The organism is Staphylococcus microti (genome assembly GCF_000934465.1).
Classification (GTDB): Bacteria; Bacillota; Bacilli; order Staphylococcales; family Staphylococcaceae; genus Staphylococcus; species Staphylococcus microti.
This window is the reverse complement of record NZ_JXWY01000002.1, coordinates 14,157-31,823: the sequence shown is the minus strand read 5'-3', so window position 1 is coordinate 31,823 and position 17,667 is coordinate 14,157. Positions and strand designations below refer to the sequence as shown.

At 37.6% G+C, this 17,667-nt stretch carries 14 protein-coding genes; 8 read left to right on the top strand and 6 right to left on the bottom strand.

What is annotated here, in order from left to right:
• Positions 1 to 10: 10 nt before the first annotated feature.
• On the bottom strand, positions 11 to 2,134 hold the full coding sequence (locus TP70_RS00345) for a helix-turn-helix transcriptional regulator (RefSeq protein WP_044358522.1): 2,124 nt from the start codon (positions 2,132 to 2,134) through the stop codon (positions 11 to 13).
• A 668-nt stretch (positions 2,135 to 2,802) separates the two neighbouring features.
• Here TP70_RS00345 and TP70_RS00340 point away from each other — a divergent pair.
• The gene (locus TP70_RS00340) at positions 2,803 to 4,251 is read left to right on the top strand and encodes a sucrose-specific PTS transporter subunit IIBC (protein WP_044358520.1); all 1,449 of its coding nucleotides are present in this window, start codon (positions 2,803 to 2,805) and stop codon (positions 4,249 to 4,251) included.
• 61 nt (positions 4,252 to 4,312) lie between these two features.
• Here TP70_RS00340 and TP70_RS00335 read toward each other — a convergent pair whose 3' ends face one another.
• Positions 4,313 to 5,251: a magnesium transporter CorA family protein gene (locus TP70_RS00335; protein ID WP_044358519.1), complete on the bottom strand. Its 939-nt coding sequence runs from the start codon at positions 5,249 to 5,251 to the stop codon at positions 4,313 to 4,315.
• Between the two features lie 256 nt (positions 5,252 to 5,507).
• Between TP70_RS00335 and TP70_RS00330 the strand changes: the two genes are divergently transcribed.
• From TP70_RS00330 to TP70_RS00315, 4 genes are all read left to right on the top strand, one after another.
• Positions 5,508 to 7,163, top strand: coding sequence for a Na/Pi cotransporter family protein (locus TP70_RS00330; protein WP_103369398.1), 1,656 nt, complete (start codon positions 5,508 to 5,510; stop codon positions 7,161 to 7,163).
• Between the two features lie 160 nt (positions 7,164 to 7,323).
• On the top strand, positions 7,324 to 8,571 hold the full coding sequence (locus tag TP70_RS00325) for a copper resistance CopC/CopD family protein (protein ID WP_044358515.1): 1,248 nt from the start codon (positions 7,324 to 7,326) through the stop codon (positions 8,569 to 8,571).
• A 21-nt stretch (positions 8,572 to 8,592) separates the two neighbouring features.
• On the top strand, positions 8,593 to 9,216 hold the full coding sequence (locus tag TP70_RS00320) for a YcnI family copper-binding membrane protein (protein WP_044358513.1): 624 nt from the start codon (positions 8,593 to 8,595) through the stop codon (positions 9,214 to 9,216).
• Between the two features lie 128 nt (positions 9,217 to 9,344).
• Positions 9,345 to 9,764: a DUF2871 domain-containing protein gene (locus TP70_RS00315; protein WP_044358511.1), complete on the top strand. Its 420-nt coding sequence runs from the start codon at positions 9,345 to 9,347 to the stop codon at positions 9,762 to 9,764.
• Positions 9,765 to 9,824: 60 nt separating this feature from the next.
• On the opposite strand, the gene TP70_RS00310 is transcribed toward TP70_RS00315, so the two are convergent.
• Together TP70_RS00310 and TP70_RS00305 are read right to left on the bottom strand one after the other, a co-directional pair.
• Positions 9,825 to 10,850, bottom strand: a complete 1,026-nt coding sequence (locus TP70_RS00310; RefSeq protein WP_044358509.1) for an NAD(P)/FAD-dependent oxidoreductase — start codon at positions 10,848 to 10,850, stop codon at positions 9,825 to 9,827.
• Between the two features lie 171 nt (positions 10,851 to 11,021).
• Positions 11,022 to 12,032: an acrylyl-CoA reductase family protein gene (locus TP70_RS00305; protein ID WP_044358507.1), complete on the bottom strand. Its 1,011-nt coding sequence runs from the start codon at positions 12,030 to 12,032 to the stop codon at positions 11,022 to 11,024.
• A gap of 192 nt (positions 12,033 to 12,224) precedes the next feature.
• Here TP70_RS00305 and TP70_RS00300 point away from each other — a divergent pair, with 192 nt between their 5' ends.
• The 3 genes from TP70_RS00300 (at position 12,225) to TP70_RS00290 (ending at position 15,396) form a co-directional block, all read left to right on the top strand.
• Positions 12,225 to 12,767, top strand: coding sequence for a GNAT family N-acetyltransferase (locus tag TP70_RS00300; protein ID WP_044358506.1), 543 nt, complete (start codon positions 12,225 to 12,227; stop codon positions 12,765 to 12,767).
• Between the two features lie 81 nt (positions 12,768 to 12,848).
• A complete protein-coding gene (locus TP70_RS00295; protein WP_044358504.1) occupies positions 12,849 to 13,472 on the top strand; it encodes a hypothetical protein in 624 nt (207 codons plus the stop codon).
• Between the two features lie 319 nt (positions 13,473 to 13,791).
• The gene (locus TP70_RS00290) at positions 13,792 to 15,396 is read left to right on the top strand and encodes an L-lactate permease (protein WP_044358503.1); all 1,605 of its coding nucleotides are present in this window, start codon (positions 13,792 to 13,794) and stop codon (positions 15,394 to 15,396) included.
• Positions 15,397 to 15,526: 130 nt separating this feature from the next.
• Here TP70_RS00290 and TP70_RS00285 read toward each other — a convergent pair whose 3' ends face one another.
• On the bottom strand, positions 15,527 to 16,699 hold the full coding sequence (locus TP70_RS00285) for a glycosyltransferase family 4 protein (RefSeq protein WP_044358501.1): 1,173 nt from the start codon (positions 16,697 to 16,699) through the stop codon (positions 15,527 to 15,529).
• A 74-nt stretch (positions 16,700 to 16,773) separates the two neighbouring features.
• Positions 16,774 to 17,532 carry a serine hydrolase gene (locus TP70_RS00280; RefSeq protein WP_084207620.1) on the bottom strand — a complete coding sequence of 253 codons (759 nt, stop codon included), beginning with the start codon at positions 17,530 to 17,532 and terminating at the stop codon, positions 16,774 to 16,776.
• Positions 17,533 to 17,667 lie beyond the last annotated feature (135 nt).

The following is a 17,667-nucleotide window of genomic DNA, read 5'->3' as shown; positions in this document are numbered from 1 at the left end:
AACCACTCTTTTATAGTATTTGTGTTTTCTTCGTTGCTTTATGTTTATAAATTTTAATCAACTTGATTTGTTCAGGTGGCAACGTAATGTGCAAAATTTTGTTGAAAAAGTTGTGAACTGTAATATGTGGCTGCAGTTGAAATGTTTGATGAATCAACTCAACATCTTTAGACGGTAAATAATACAACTCGATGTCACGTGCAATACCATTCGTGACATTTGAATATAAGTCTTCATACGTATAAGTTACAACTAATTGTGTTGCTAATGTATAAGCGCTTAAGATTTGATAATTTGTCGTTTGAGGTGTATACGACTCCATATTGTTATGGAAGTAACACGGCTCTAATAACAAGAGTAAATAAGCATCTTCCGTATCACGCAATAAATAATTTTCCGTTTGATTATTAAGTTGTCCCGAAAAATGTCGGTACATATCATGAATGTAACTGTAAGGCAACGGATGGCCATGCTGGTTGTAATAGGCAATCGGTTGTTTAGCTGATGATGTGAGAGATAAACTTAACCCTAACACATCGCTAGGCATGTGTAACAATAAGTTCAAAAACTTCGTCGCGTCAGATGTTGCGGACGTATGCCACAATTTTTCTAATGTTAATTCACTTAAATCAGTTAAAACAATCGGTGTATGTGCATCCTCAATATGACGTCTGAAGTGCTCAATGCCGTGCTCGATATGTGACATCGTTATATTCGTTGAAGGTGTATTGACTAACGCATCAAAGGATAAGCAATAGAAATCGAATGCCATGTTTTGTCGTTGTAACGCACTTATTATGACAGGTTCATTCGATATGAAAGGTGCTTGTAAATCAAGTGCGATTTGACAATGTGGTAAATGCTTTGCCATATGTTGCTTAATAAATGTTATTTCACGTATTGATAAGTGTTCAGACGTAAGAACAAGCGATAATTTTAAATCTTCAGGCGTAAAGGTATGTGGATTCATAGCCATCACACGTAAAATCGGCTGTAAAAATAACTTATCAAAGTTTTCAAATTGCTTGATGTTGTAAAAACGAAAAGCATAGGCCAAATGTGTGTGTTGCATTAGACGACAAAAACGCTCTAATTCGACCGTGTTGGTAAATCGCATATCTTTGGCAGTTATATCTTGAAAATACAATGTTAAATTAGAACGTTCTGACATATCTTTTGACTGTATCATCATATATTCTACGGCATCATAAATAGATATATTTGAAACTTTAAGATAAAGCTGACGTTCATGTGTATAGCTTGGTTGAACTAAATCATTTAAATCAATCGTAATATTTTTGGGTGCGATGGACAGACTGTCTGGTACGAGATAGCCTAGAAAATGTTCCGAATCAAAAGGTAATACGGTTAGCATTGATTCGGTATCTTCTGCTTGCGTGCGATAGTCTGCAGGACTGACACCAATGTATGTTTTAAATATTTTAGAGTAATTGCTGTAGTTTGAAAAACCGTACTGAATCGCAATACTTTGAATGGTGTCATTCGTTGTTAACACAGATTGCAATGAATAGCCGAGCTTTAAAGTGATAAAAAATATTTTAAAGCTGAAGTCCAAATATTTGGTGAATAATATTGAAATGTATGATTGCGAAACAAAGAAATGATCGCTTAAAATTTTGAGCGAAATGCGTGTATCTAAGTGGTCGTAAATATATTGCAGAATGTTACTGAGCAGTTTGTTGTTGACACACATATCAGGTAGATAAAGCGCTTCGGTCGTAACGTAAGCTTCTTCAAACAGAATCTTCAATATATCGTATATAAGTGCTTGGCTCTGCTTGCTATTATCGTCTTTGATGATGCGTTTTAACAATGAGGTAACCTTGGTGTGAGAAGTGAAACGGTCTTGATTAAAATAACCAGTATGATAATTCGTGTGATATTTTGAGAAAAAGTGCATAGGGATACATACTTTAATGAGTGATTGCGCGTGTGAAATTTTAACGATGTCTAGGTTGTTAATAATTGCGATATGGTTGTAGCAATGACGACTTCTGCCATTGAGTTGGATGTCTAGCATACCATCTAATGACACGAGTAATTGTATCTCGTCAAGAACGCGATACGTTTCGGATTGACATTGTGTCGACAATTCAATTGTAATTCCGCGCATAATTAACCTCTTCCATTCTCAAAATGCGTAATAAATATGCTTAATTATATAGTTGACGAATTGGCAGTAACAATGTGTAATAGGCAATTGTATATTTTTGTCTTATATTGAAAAGTTTTAACATGTTCGTAGGGGTTCAACAGCGACAATATTGTTAAAAAGGTTAAAAAATGATGTAAACAACTAAAAAAATAACATGTTGAATCAGAGAGAGATAAAAAAATAGATACATAAAGTTAAAAAAATTGAGTAGCTTAAACAGGGAAAAGCTAACTTAGACAAAAGGAATGATTAAGGTGGATCTGGGAGATGAAAAAATGGTTTTAACCAGTAGGTGTCTGAAGTGAAGATGCGTTGGACGTACTACAGAAGGTTTATTGTGATGTTAGCGCTCGAGATAAGGGGGAACAGCGCCAACGTCGATAATAAAAGGGTGATATTAATATAGCACATATGTTCGCTTTTTGGAATAAAATATGTTTTTTTAGTGACGTTCAAATGAAGGTATATAAAAAAATTTTAGAAATTTTATGAATTAGATTGATTCTATAACATAAAGTGAGTAAAATATAAGCAAGAACTTTTGGTACCGGTTCCAAAACCGTGATAAAGGCATTTAATGAAAAAGAAATAACATATAAAAGCAGTGAAATTTGAGGAGGGTTTGTATGGCGTATGAAAAAGAATCCAAGGTAATCTTAGATGCCATTGGTGGTAAAGAAAATATTGAAGAGATGGGGCATTGTGCAACACGATTGAGATTATCTTTAAAAGATGAAAGCATTGTAGATGAGAAAACGTTAAATGACTTAGATGTCGTAAAAGGGACGTTCTCAACAGCGGATCAATATCAAATTATTATCGGTTCAGGTACGGTCAATCAAGTGTATGCACAAATTGATCAGTTGACTGGTGGGGCTTCACAATCAGAAGAAAAATCAGAAACAACAGAGAAGAAAGAGAAGAAAAAAGGAAATCCATTGCAACGTTTTGTGAAAATGTTATCGGATATTTTCGTGCCAATTATTCCTGCTATCGTAGCAGGCGGTTTGTTAATGGGGCTGAACAATATCTTTACGGCGAAAGGTATTTTTGCTGAAGGACAATCTTTAGTAGATATGTACCCACACTTTGCGCAGTTTGCGAATATGATTAATATCTTCGCAAGCGCACCATTTGCGTTATTACCGATTTTAATTGGTTTTAGTGCAGCGAAACGATTTGGCGGAAATGCGTTCTTAGGGGCCGCATTAGGGGCAATCATGGTTCATCCTGACTTAATGAACGGTTACACATATCCTGCCGCACTTGCAGATGGCGATCCAATTCCTAAATGGGAGTTTTTAGGACTGTCTATTGCACAAGTTGGTTATCAAGGACAAGTATTACCAATTCTCGTATCATCATATATTTTGGCAACGTTAGAACGCGGTTTACGTCGTATTATTCCAACTGTATTGGATAACTTGTTAACACCATTATTTGCAATCTTTATTACATCATTCGTAACGTTCTTATTTGTAGGACCGTTAACACGTACAATGGGTTACTGGTTAACAGACGGTTTAACATTCTTGTATGAAGCGGGTGGCGCAATTGGTGGCTTTATCTTCGGTCTGTTCTATGCACCAATTGTTATTACAGGTATGCACCACAGCTTTATCGCAATTGAAACATCATTAATTGCTGAACAAGCGAAAACAGGTGGTTCATTCATCTTCCCAATCGCGGCGATGTCTAATATGGCACAAGGTGGCGCAGCGCTTGCAGCATTTATGCTCATTAAACAAAACAAAAAGTTAAAAGGTGTTGCTTCTGCAGCAGGTGTATCTGCAGTGCTAGGTATTACTGAACCAGCGATGTTCGGGGTTAACTTGAAATTGCGCTATCCATTTATCGGCGCAATGGTCGGTTCAGCGCTTGGTGCGGCTTATGTATCATTCTTCCAAGTGAAAGCAACAGCACTAGGTGCAGCAGGGATTCCAGGTGTTATTTCTATCGCACCGGGTTCTTGGACACACTACATCATCGGTATGTGTATCGCATTCGTTATGAGTATCGTTGTGACGTTAGTACTATCAAAACGCAAAAAATATCAAAATGCTGAAGAGTTATAAATAAACTAAAAGTGAGTAGGCTTCCATTATCGGAAAGGCTACTCACTTTTTTCGTCTTATATCATAACTTGTTACTACGCCATAGCACGGTAAACATAATGACTACTAACGCAATGGAAATGGCGATAATGATGACCCATGACAACATGCTGTGTGTATCAATTGGCAGCGGGACATTCATACCGAAAAAGCTAAAGACGAGTGTTGGCAATGTTAATAAAACAGTGAAGATCGTCAAAGTTTTCATCGTCGTATTCAGCTGATTTGATAGCAGTGAAGCGTATGAATTAGACATGCTTTCCACGATGCGTAAATATAACTCTGTCGTTTCAACAGCTTGCTGATGCTCATTTTGTAAGTCTTCTAACAGTTCTTCATCGTCGTCAAATCGCTTAATCGCTGGCAAGCGGAATAAATGGCGAATAGTAGATGAATTGGTTTTCAAAGAAGCTAAGAAATAAACTAAACTTTTTTCAATCTCACTGAGTAAATAAAGGCGTGTGTTTGTGACACGTTGTTGTAAGTTATGTTCCACTTGGCGACGTTCTTTGTTTAATAAGCGCAAACTTCTATTGTACTGTGCAGCCATATCGTACATTAGTTTTAATGCAAATTGGCTCTTATAGCTTAAATTGATCGGTTTTTGTGTGAGGTGTTCCAAGTATGGAAATGGTTTGGCACATACCGTAACGATAATGTTTTTTCCAAGTATGATGCCTAATGGTAATGTTGTGAAGCTTTTCAGTTTATATTTACCAGATTTTGTAATCGGTAAGTCACTAATAATTAATGAGTAACCACTGTCGTCATCATATTCAATACGTGAACTCTCCTCGCTATCCAGCGCATCTTCTAGAAAGTCTTTTGGGAAACCATAAGTGTTGATCAAAGTTTGAATCTCTTCTTGTGTCGGTTTTACAACATTGAGCCATTGGGCAGATTCCCAACTGTCTGTCGTTTCGACATGAAGCGAGGCAGTGTTTTTATAAGCAGTAATCATACGTATTCTCCTTAAAATTGTTAATAGTTATATCATACCCAATTTTTAGTAACAATGTCATATCGACAGGTATCTTTTTATAATCACTCAGAATCATATAAAATCTTTAAAATTTATAGTTGAAATTACATAAGATTGAAATTAAAGCAAACTTCACACCATCTTAACATTAAATTTACAATTATCCGTCATACTTTGGAGTGCATACAGTATTGAATACATAAGACAAATAATTCATTGAGGTGAAGTCATGGAAATGTCAGTGACAGAAGTTATCTTCTCGTTCTTAGGAGGACTCGGGATTTTCTTGTACGGGTTGAAAGCGATGGGTGATGGCTTACAAGCATCTGCAGGTGATCGTCTGCGTGATATTTTAAATAAGTTTACATCAAATCCATTGCTCGGCGTGTTAGCAGGGATGATTGTAACGATTTTAATTCAAAGTAGTTCGGGTACAACTGTTATTACGATTGGGCTTGTAACAGCAGGATTTATGACATTAAAGCAAGCAATCGGTGTAATTATGGGTGCAAATATTGGTACAACAGTTACAGCATTCATTATCGGTATTGATTTAGGCGAATATGCGATGCCAATTTTAGCAGTAGGGGCTTTTTTAATTTTCTTCTTTAAAAAGTCTAAAATCAACAACATCGGTCGTATTTTATTCGGATTCGGTTCGCTATTCTTTGGTTTAGAATTCATGGGTGGTGCGGTGAAACCACTTGCCGAGCTTGAAGGATTTAGACAAATTATGTTAGACATGTCAGACAACCCACTTTACGGTGTATTAGCAGGTGTTGGATTGACAGCAATCGTACAAAGTTCAAGTGCGACAATCGGTATTTTACAAGAGTTCTACGGTCAAGGTTTAATCGAGTTACACGGGGCGATTCCTGTGTTATTAGGTGATAATATCGGGACAACAGTCACAGCTGTCCTAGCTAGTTTAGCCGGTTCATTAGCGGCGAAGCGTGCAGCATTTGTACACGTTATTTTCAACGTTATCGGTGTGATTATCTTTTCACTGTTTTTACCGCTCGTTATTCATGCAGTTGGCTTTATTCAAGAAGCGTGGCATTTAAAACCAGCGATGGCAATTGCATTTGCGCACGGGGCATTTAACGTAACGAACACAATCATTCAATTACCATTTGTCGGTGTGCTTGCATGGCTCGTAACGAAAATTGTACCAGGTAAAGATGTAACAGAAGATTATAAACCACAACATTTGAACAAAGATATGGTATATCATGCACCAAGTGTGGCATTACAAGAAGCGCAAAAAGAATTACAAAATGTCGGTCAAATCGTACAATCTATGATGGAAGATGTACGTGATGCTGAACACTTTGATAAAAAGTTTTTGAAGAAAATTGAACAGAAACATCAAGCGGTTGAAACGATTAATGATAGCATTCGTAGCTACTTAGTCCGCATTTCAACAAAAGATGTTAATAAGAAAGACGCCGAACGCTTGGCAGTGATGCTTGACGTCAACCGTTCAATCTTGAAAGTATCAAGTCGTATTAAAGAATATATCGACTTAATTGATCGTCAAGCACAAAAAGAAATAGTCATTACAGATGATGCACAACGTGGTATTGAAAAGTTATTCAACTTCGTAACAGAATCATTTGAAAAAGCGTTAGAGACGTTAGATGTATACGATACAACGAAAAAAGATGAAGTTGCAGCGCGTAGCCAAGAAGCATTTACAATTGAACATAAATTGCGCAAACGACATATTAAACGTCTGAACCGTGGCGAATGTTCAACAGATGGCGGCTTATTATATGTAGATATGATTGCAGTATTAGAGCGTATTGGCTATAATTCACGTAATATTTCTGAATCAATGGTGGGCTTAAATGATGATGTAGCTGTTGAAGAAGAAATTGTCACAACTTAATAAAGTTAAATTTAAGCACCTTTGATGGCAGCGTAAAATCTGTCATGAAAGGTGTTTTTGCATTTTTAGAAAAAAGTTGTGAACCGCTTTCATTGTTTTTGTGGCATAATTTGGTAGAATCGAATAGTATGTGTATCATTAGGTATTTAGGAGGTAAGCAATGCGTGTTACACAACGGATAATTCCAATCATAGGGCTTTTACTCGTATGTTGTCTTGTCATAGGGGGATATGTTAATGAAGCATCAGCACATGTTTCATTAGAAAATCAGCAACCAATGAAAGATGAGATACTATCAACAGCGCCTAAAGAAATACAATTGACGTTCAGTGAACCTGTAAATGTGCGTTATGCAGACGTACAACTTTACAATGATCAAGGACAAAAAGTTGAGCAGTTACGTGCACAAGAAACAGGTTATTCCAATACAGTGACATTTCAGACACAACAACAGCGTGAAGGGTCATATGCGGTGTTGTGGCAAGCCGTATCACCAGATGGGCATGAAGTATCAGGACAGTATCAGTTCTCAATTGGTGAGCCAACTGTTGCGAAAATTGATACGTCTCAACCATTTTATGCCGATACATTTTGGTGGTTCGGTGTCATGCGTTTTATCATGCAAGGCAGTGTCTTACTACTTACAGGATTATTTATGGTTAATCAGCTCATGGCTCGCCAAGACGTACCGACGTATGACGTCATTCCAAAACATCGCAGCATACTATGGCTACTAATTATGTTAGTAGGACTGACAGGGATACTGTACTTAATGACGTTGCCTAAAAATGTTATTCATTACATGTTGCATCTCGATTTAGCAACGTGGCTCACATTTCCATTCGCTTTAGCAACACTTTCATTGGCAACAGCACTTATATTATTTTCGCTTAAAAATATGGAACGTATTTGGTATCAAATAATGCCGCTCTTTATTTTTATCAGTTTAGCGATGTCAGGGCATGTATGGGCGCAAGACGTACCGTTGTATGCATTGGCGATACGGATGCTACATTTAGGGGCAATCGCTTTGTGGCTCGGTAGTTTTTTATATTTAATCGGCTATATACGTGCACGAGAACGTCATTCGTACGTTTTAATACTGCGCGATGTCTTGTTTAAATCCAACTTGGCAGCAGTATTCGTCATTATCGTGACAGGCCTTTTAATGTCAATAGATGCCACGTCTATTCAAGCAATTATTACGCAACAGACGACGTATAGTGGCCTATGGTTTGGCAAATTATTTTACACAGTACTTTTAGTCATACTCGGTGCCTTTCAATCATTTTGGGCGATGTCTAAAAAGCGTCGTATTAGCAAACCGTTGCTGTATGTAGAAATAGCGATTGGTCTCTTTCTCATATTAGCAGGTGTAATTATGAGTCAAATAGCAGTTCCTCTATAAAAAGAAAAGGCGGTAAAATCAATGAAAATAAATAAATTTTTTGCAAGTTTAGCATTTGTCGCTGCAGCATCATTCGGCGCAACAGGCGTAGCAGACGCACATGTCACATTGAATCCTCAAGTAAGTGAGCCAGGGTCTTATGAAGAATACAATGTACGTGTACCCGTAGAACGTAATGATCAGACTGTCAAATTAGAGTTAGAAGTACCTAAAGGGGTCGCACTATCTACAGTTGAGCCGGTACCAGGATTCAAACATGAGTTTAAGAAAGATAGTAAAGGCAATATTGAAAAAGTAACGTGGACAGCAACAGATAAAGGGATTGGGCCAAATGAACATAGGGATTTTCCGATTGTTGTTGCCAACCCTGATAAAGCGGGGAAATTCAAATGGAAAGCAACACAGACATATAAAGATGGCACAGTGGTACGCTGGACAGATGAAAATGAGAACAGTGAAACACCTGCACCAGTGACAGAAGTGAAAGCGGGGCATGGACATGATGAACACGAACATGGTCATGATGGCGAAGCGTCACAGTCACCGATAGGTCAAACAGCATTGTGGATTGTGTCTATTTTAGCATTGATCGTTTCTGCGGTTGCTTTGTTTAAGCGCGGTAATTTTACGAAATCTGACAACTAATTGACGTTGACAGTTATGAATGAAATTAGGATAATGAGAATGAAATAACGTGAGGGACGATACGTTGTTTATAAACATGAAAGCAACGGGCATGGACCCTCAATCCGAATATGGAGTGTGCGTAACACATGAAAAGAATTTTATATGCGTTTATGTTTTATACAGCGCTAGGCTTGTTCAGTGGTTTCACATACCGTGAGCTGACATTGCATTATAACTTTACAGGTGAGACACAGATGAGTGTCATGCATACACACTTGCTAACGCTAGGGATGTTTGTATTTTTAATATTAATCTCTATTGAAAAGCTCTTTAAAATTAGTAGCTACTATTTATTCAATTGGTTTTTTATTATTTATAACATCGGTGTGCTCGTAACAGTGAGTATGCAATTTGCTAAAGGATTTATGCAAATTTCTGGTCAAGAGGTGCCAGCATCATTCTCAGGCTTTGCAGGGATTGGGCACGTAACAGTGACAGCAGGATTTATCTTGTTATTCTTCTTATTAAGACAAGCGATTATTAAAGAACCAAGAGACGCCGAATAATTAAAAATAGGTGTGGAGCCGTGCAGAATTGCACAGCCTTCACACCTATTTTTTCGTGTATTAAGGTAAATATTTTTTATTCGCTTCTCTAAAGATGTCGTTATGACTTGAAACAAAGCCATTTGCAGGGGCTTCTGGCTCAAGGTATTGTTTCGCACTATTTGCCGCATGTGCACCGTCACTAATCGCACTTGCAATCAGATGCACTTTCGCAGGGTGTTGTACAATATCGCCACACGCAAATACACCGGGTACCGTCGTATGCGAGTTACCTTGTCCAGCAATAAAGTATTCGTTGGCTAGGTCGATGTCTAAGTCCACCTTATTGAGTAAACTTAAATCACGTTCAAAGCCATGGCTAATAATCACTTCATCTACCTTGATATTACTTTGTTCTCCAGTTTCTGTATGTTCTAGGATAATTTCATCAATCGTATTCGGATCATCATCTGTATTTTTTAGTTGTACAATTTTCATATTCGGCATTTTTTGGACATCTAAGTCATTGAGGACTTTTTCCATTGCTTCATGACCTGAAATATCTTTTTTACGATAGACGAGTGTTACACTTTTCGCATAGTCAGATAAATCACGTGCCCAGTCGAGTGCCGCATTACCCGCACCAGAAATCACAATGTTTTTGTCTATAAAACGCTCATATTTTTGAACGACATAATGTAGGTTCGTCAGTTCAAAACGTTCGGCACCTTCAATATTTAATGTTTGTGGTTTAATAATGCCACCGCCAATGGCAATGATGACTGATCTTGAAGTGTATGATGTACCGTCTTCAGCAATAATCTCAAAATCTTGTTCCGCATGCTTTTTAATATCGACGACTTTTGTATTGAGACATACTTCTGGGTCAAAGTGCATTGCTTGTTGAATCATATCTTGAATAATTTCATAGCTCGTTTTTGGGGCGATACCACCGATGTCCCAAATAATTTTCTCAGGATAAAGTTGCATCTTACCACCTAAAACAGGTTGAACATCTATAAGTCGAACAGACATGCCTCTTAAACCAGCATAAAAACTTGCGAAGAGACCGGCTGGACCACCACCGATAATTGTTAGATCTTTCATTCACAGACACCTCTCACATAATTGATAACTCCATTATCTTATAAATGATAATGAATATCAATGTCAATCAAAAATTATATAAAGAAAATATTTTTGGGATAAAAATAAGAGCAGCCAGATAAGGGATGTCCACTTAGTCTGCTGCTCAATAAATAACGTGTGCAAGTTGGATTAATCGTTTTGTAGCGGGTTTTCCACTTGCATATCAATGACAATACGCCCGTTATGTGTTGATTGGTGCACGGCTTCAAGTCCATTTTGTAATTCAGCAAACGCAATAACCTGTTTAATCGTATGCAGATGTGCTGATTTAAAGTCGGTCGCTAGGCGTTGCCAAATATGTTGACGATAAGCCATCGGTGTATACACAGAATCAATACCGATAAGGCGTAGACCACGTAAAATAAACGGGAATACAGTACTTTCAAAGGCTGTACCACCAGCATTACCGCTTAATGCAAGTGCACCGGATGGGTGAATGCGTTTAAGCACTTCTTCAATAGACGGACCGCCGACAGGGTCAACAACAGCTTGCCATTCGGTTTTAGAAAGTGCTTTTGGTGTGACATCACTTATGCGTGGGATGACATCAGACGCACCAATTTTTTTGAGCGTTGCTGCATAATCCGTATTATCGGAACTAGCGATCACCTCATAGCCAAGCGTGTGTAAAATCATTGTAGCGATTGTGCCGACACCTCCAGACGCTCCACGAACGAGTACAGGACCTTTGTCGTGCGTCAGTCCATTTTGTTCTAAAGCATCGACAGATAATGCGGCTGTATAGCCTGCCGTGCCGATAATCATCGCTTCTTCCAGTGTTAGATTCTCAGGTAATGGGACAAGCCAATCGCCATTTAGACGCATGACTTCGCTAAAACCACCATCGTGTGAGACGCCTAAGTCATAGCCTGTTGCGATGACTTGATCCCCCTTTTTAAACTGAGGGTGTTGCGAGTCAATAACTGTCCCTGCCAGATCAATACCCGGAATGCGAGGGTATTGGCGAATAATTTTATTGTTAGGTTGTGTCGCAAGCATATCTTTGTAGTTAATGCTTGAGTAGTGTACACGCACGGTTACATCGCCGTCAGGTAAATCGGCTGTTGTTAACGTTTGAAAAGCGGGTGTGAAAGTGCCTTCCTGTTCTGATAAAACAAATGCTTTGAATGACTGCATAATCGTGACCTCCTCAAATGGAACGGAACAGAGCGTTTATTTTGTAAAAACCTTCATTGTTTCGCACCAAATGTGTATTGATGAAGCAATTGTTAATGGATAATACGTCTTAAATATAACAAGCATTGAAAGTAAGTTGCAAACAAAGGGTTGAATAGGTTATAAATAAAGTGACAGGGTCAAGGAGGGATTGAGATGGACTATCGTTTTGAGCGCGTGACGCCAGACCAAGTACATCTTTTGCGTCGTGTGAGTATTGAAACATTTGAAGACGCGTATCGTGAAAGTGATGAAGCGGATCAACACTTTCAACAATACTTTGAGACAGCCTTTAGTGAAGTGACATTAACCGAAGAAATTGAAAATCCAGAATCGCAGTTTTTTATTCTTGTTGTAGAGGGGAGAATTGCTGGTTATTTCAAATTGAATGTTGGGGAAGCACAGACGGTTAATAAGGGCGATCATTATGCGGAAATACAGCGTCTTTATTTATACGAAACATATCACGGCCAACATTTAGGGCAAATGCTGTTTGATGAAGCATTGTCAGTCGCCCGTGCATGGGGGAAAACAGACATCTGGTTAGGTGTATGGTCAGAAAACCGCCAAGCATTACATTTTTATCGTAAGCAAGGCATGACGAAAACAGGAACGTTAGATTTTGTTATGGGTGGCGTTGTTGATGTAGATGATTTAATGGAAATGCCAATCACTGCACATGCTTCTCAGCAATCCTAAACCGAAAGATAATTGGTTATATTGGCGAAAAAGTGTAAGATATAGACAAGTAGTGCATTTTAAAATTTGGAGGTAATATTTATGAAAAAATTATTCACCGGCCTTTTTGCATTCGCACTTGTATTAGCAGCATGTTCTAACGAGGACAGTTCTAAAAACACTGACAATGACAAACAGCAAGAGAACAAAACAGAACAATCCCAAAAGAAAACAGCATCTGACAAAGACAAGGCAGCTAAGAAAGCTGCTGATGATCAAAATGCTGACAAAACGCATGCAGATAAAAGTCATGTAGAAAATGCGACACAACAAGATACGGCACAGACGCAAGCAACACAAGATACAACAGCGCAAAATAATGCACAGGCGAATCAACAAGCGACAGCACCAACAAATAGCACAGCACCTTATCAAGGACAAAATGTTGTACCTGTTGCACAAAACCTTGTGCGCCAGCCAATCAGTAACGAACAGGCACAACAAGTGTTACCAGATTTCCAAAGTGCATTGAATCAAGCCAATGCTGAAGTTAATCAATTTAATGGCTATCAAAACCCATATAATGATTACGCGATTGAAGGCGAAGATGGTTATCATATGTACATCTTTAGCTTTTTGAATCAAGCGAATCCGGGGACATATACAATTGTAACGGTTGATAAAACAGGACAAGCTAAAATTGTAGACCCTGCATACCGTCAATAATACATTTTAGGATTGAGACAATTGCGTCTCGGTCCTTTTATATTTTCAATAAATGGTGGTATGATGATTTGTGCTGTTTTATATTAGTATCATTTAAGTTATTTAGAAATTAATGATAGTTTGTTAAAGTGGAATAATACATTATACGTGTTTAAATTTAGTTTGATTCATTATTGAGATTTATCATTTATCTATAATAAAAAAATTTACAAGAAGATATTGATTTACTAAAAAATACGTGGTATATTTTTCATGTGAAATTAATCACAATGATTTTTTCATAAAGTAAGTAAATAAATATTAAAGGTAGATGACAGAGATGTTAGTACATTCATTTGATCCATTCCAAAATCTTGCACTATCTGCATTAGTAGCAAGTATTCCAATCATTTTATTTTTACTCTGTTTAACAGTGTTTAAAATGAAAGGGATTTACGCAGCGCTTACAACGTTAGTTGTTACAGTTGTAATTGCGTTGTTCGTGTTCAAATTGCCAGTAGGTATTGCCACTGGTGGGGTTGTAGAAGGTTTTTATCAAGGTATTTTACCAATCGGCTTTATCGTTATGATGGCTGTTTGGTTGTATAAAGTAACAGTTGCAACAGGTCAATTTGCTGTTATTCAAGATAGTATTACAACAGTATCTGAAGACCAACGTATTCAATTGTTATTAATCGGTTTCTGTTTTAACTGTTTCTTAGAAGGTGTTGCAGGTTTCGGTGTACCGATTGCAATCTGTGCGGTATTACTTGCACAATTAGGTTTTGAACCATTAAAAGCTGCGATGCTTTGCTTAGTAGCGAATGGTGCTGCCGGTGCATATGGTGCGATTGGTTTACCAGTAGCCGTTATCGACACATTAAACTTACACGGTAACATTACAGCATTAGAAGTAGCACGTTCTTTAAACTACAGCTTACCGATCTTAACAATCTTTATTCCATTCTTATTAATCTTTATTTTAGATGGATTTAAAGGTATTCGTGAAACATTACCAGCAATTTTAGCAACAATCATTCCTTATGTAGTGTTACAAATTTTATTCAGCTACATTCAAGGTCCAGAGTTAATCGATATTTTACCACCATTAGCGTCTATGGGTACGTTAGCAATCGTGTCTAAACGTTTCCAACCTAAAAATATCTTCCGCTTAAACGCAGAAGAGCCAAAAGTAGAAGTACCACATCATAATGTGAAAGAAGTATTATATGCTTGGAGCCCATTCGGTATCCTTACAGTACTTGTATTAATTTGGAGTACCAAAGCATTCAAAGGTTTATTCATGGAAGGTGGCGCGTTAGAATTCTTAACGGTTAAAATTCCATTGACGTTCACAATGAATGATGTTTCTGAACAACCAATTACATTGTTGTTCAACTTATTGAACCAAACAGGTACAGCATTATTAATTGCTGGTGTCATTACAATCATTTTATCGAAACAAGTTAACTTCAAACGTGCAGGTCAATTACTTGCAGAAGCGTTTAAAGAATTATGGTTACCAATTTTAACAATCTGTATGATTTTAGCAATCGCTAAGTTAACAACATACGGTGGCTTAACAGCAGCAATGGGTGAAGGTGTTGCGAAAACAGGTAAAATCTTCCCATTCTTATCACCTATCTTAGGTTGGATTGGGGTATTTATGACAGGTTCTGTTGTAAATAACAATGCATTATTCGCACCAATTCAAGCATCTGTTGCACCGCAAGTCGGTACAAGTGGCGCACTTTTAGTAGGTGCTAACACAGCCGGTGGTGCGATTGCGAAATTGATTTCTCCACAATCTATTGCGATTGCAACAGCAGCCGTAAAACAAGTTGGTAGAGAATCAGAACTCTTGAAGATGACATTAAAATACAGTGCAGGTTTATTAGTAATCTGGTGCATTTGGACATTCGTATTATCAATGTTAATTAGCTAGTCATAACGACGATATATAAAGAAAAGCGTACAGCTTACCACTTTCTAGGTAGGGCGTACGCTTTTTGTTTGCAATAAAAAAGAGGAGCGAGACAACATAAGTGCGCTGTCTTGCTCCCACTTTATATATCTTATGAACGATGTTCGAGTGTTTGTAGCATATGATTAAATTGTTGATAAATACGTTCGGGTGCATGCGCAGCAACGGTTTCGTAACCAGCATCACGAATTGCTTTAAGATGATGACCATGTAGGTTTTGTAGCACGTCTAATAACTGTATGCCGAGCTTTTCAACGTTGCCATACGGTACGAGAAAGCCGTTTTCGTTGTGACGAATTAATGATGAAGGACCGACATTACCGTCAAAGCTCACAGCAATGCTGCCTTGATTCATCGCTTCCAATATGGTTAAACCAAACCCTTCATTGCGAGAGGGAACACATGTTACTTTACTTTCGGCAATATAAGTACTGAGTTGTTGCGTTGTTGGACGAAGGAAAATAATATCTTGTAAATGTAAGTAATTAATCGCTTGCGTGAGCGCTTCTTTTTCTTTACCATCTCCAAAAATTTGTACGGTGTATCCTTCTTCACGCAAATCATCTTGAATGGCATGAACGGCCTCTATAAGTAAATCAAAGCCCTTTTCGTATTCAAAGCGTCCAGCCGCAATAATTTGATTTTTCTTCATCATATTGTAGCGTTTTTCTGAAATCATATTTGCAACGATAAAAACAGGTGTATGTGGCAGCACTTGCAGATACTGTACGCGATCTTGAGATGTGAGGGTCGTGAGTGCGTCTAACTTGGTATAGTGGCGAACGATTTCTTTGCGATACGCCTCACTATGCGCAGTGAAATTCATATGTTCCATACCGATGCGCCATTGCTTAGCGTTACCATAACGTGCAATTAAGATGTTGTAACTCGCACGTGTGCCAATGATAACATCTGATGTATCTTGTTGAATCGCGCGTAACAATTTGCGCTCTACATAACTTGAATATTGACGCAAACCCGGTTCATGCGCCGTGAGGTATTTCGGTTTTAATAAAGGCGTAAACCTACGAATACGGTTTGCACATAAAGATACGAAATTACGTACTTTCAACTGGTAGTCAATGAGTGATACGACTTTCACACGATGATCCAATTCGAAATACGGCTCGCTTTTTGATTGGAACACGGAAATAATTTTGACAGTATGACCTTCCTTTACGAGTTCGTTAGCAAGATTACTGACTGTTTTAACCGTACCGCCCATCCCATAAATATTATGCATTAAGAATGTGATTGATTTCATGGTGCATCCCTCAATTTGGTTCTTTTAGCCTATTATAGCATTGATAGGAATCATATAGAACTGAATGCCCATATCTAGCGTAAGTATGTTTCTTCAACAAAGCGTGCAAGCATATTAGCAGCAATATTGGAAGATGATAATAGCATTAAATGCAAGATGTCTTCAATTGTGAGAATATCGCCTACATGGAGTGGATTGAGACCATCTTCTACGATGTCGCAGTTTAAAATTTCTACTTCTTGATTTAATGGGAGTGGATAGTCTAAAGCTGTTAGAAGTGTCAAAAGTTTTGTCAGACTTGCTGGCGCAGATTTAACATCGTCATCTTTTGCTAATAAAGAATTTAAGTGGACGTGTTTAAGCAAATGTTCAGGAATAGTTGGATATTTTATGACGTTGTATGATTTTACTTGAATGGGTTCGTTAATTGGTTTCCCAAGTGCTTGATCAAGAATGAGACGTACTTGGTGGAATCGATTGCCAGTAGCCCCGAGTGCGGTTACAACATAAAGTTGATTATCTTCAAATATGAGAACAGATAAATTTTTAATATAACCTAACGTTCCAGTTTTGCCACCAATTACGGTATAGAAATTGTTTAAAAAATCATTACGTACTGTTGTTTTAATCATTATATCTCTGCTTTGAGGTCCTTTAATATGAAAGTGATATTGCTTTTCTGTCAAAATTTTAGATATAATAAAATTGAAACTGGAATGCAATGTAAGGATAGTTAAATCATAACTGGTCGATAATTGTCCTCTAGAAGCTAGACCAGAAGGATTTTTGAAATTCGCTTCTTTCATCCCTATTTCTAAAGCTTTTTTATTCATTTTTCAATAAAAGCATTATTATTAGACATATAAATCAACCTTCCGAAATGTATTTTATTAACATAATACTAAAATAATGAAAGGATTTGTAGTGTAGGATGAAACTTAGAAAAAGTTTTATATCAATAGCAATTG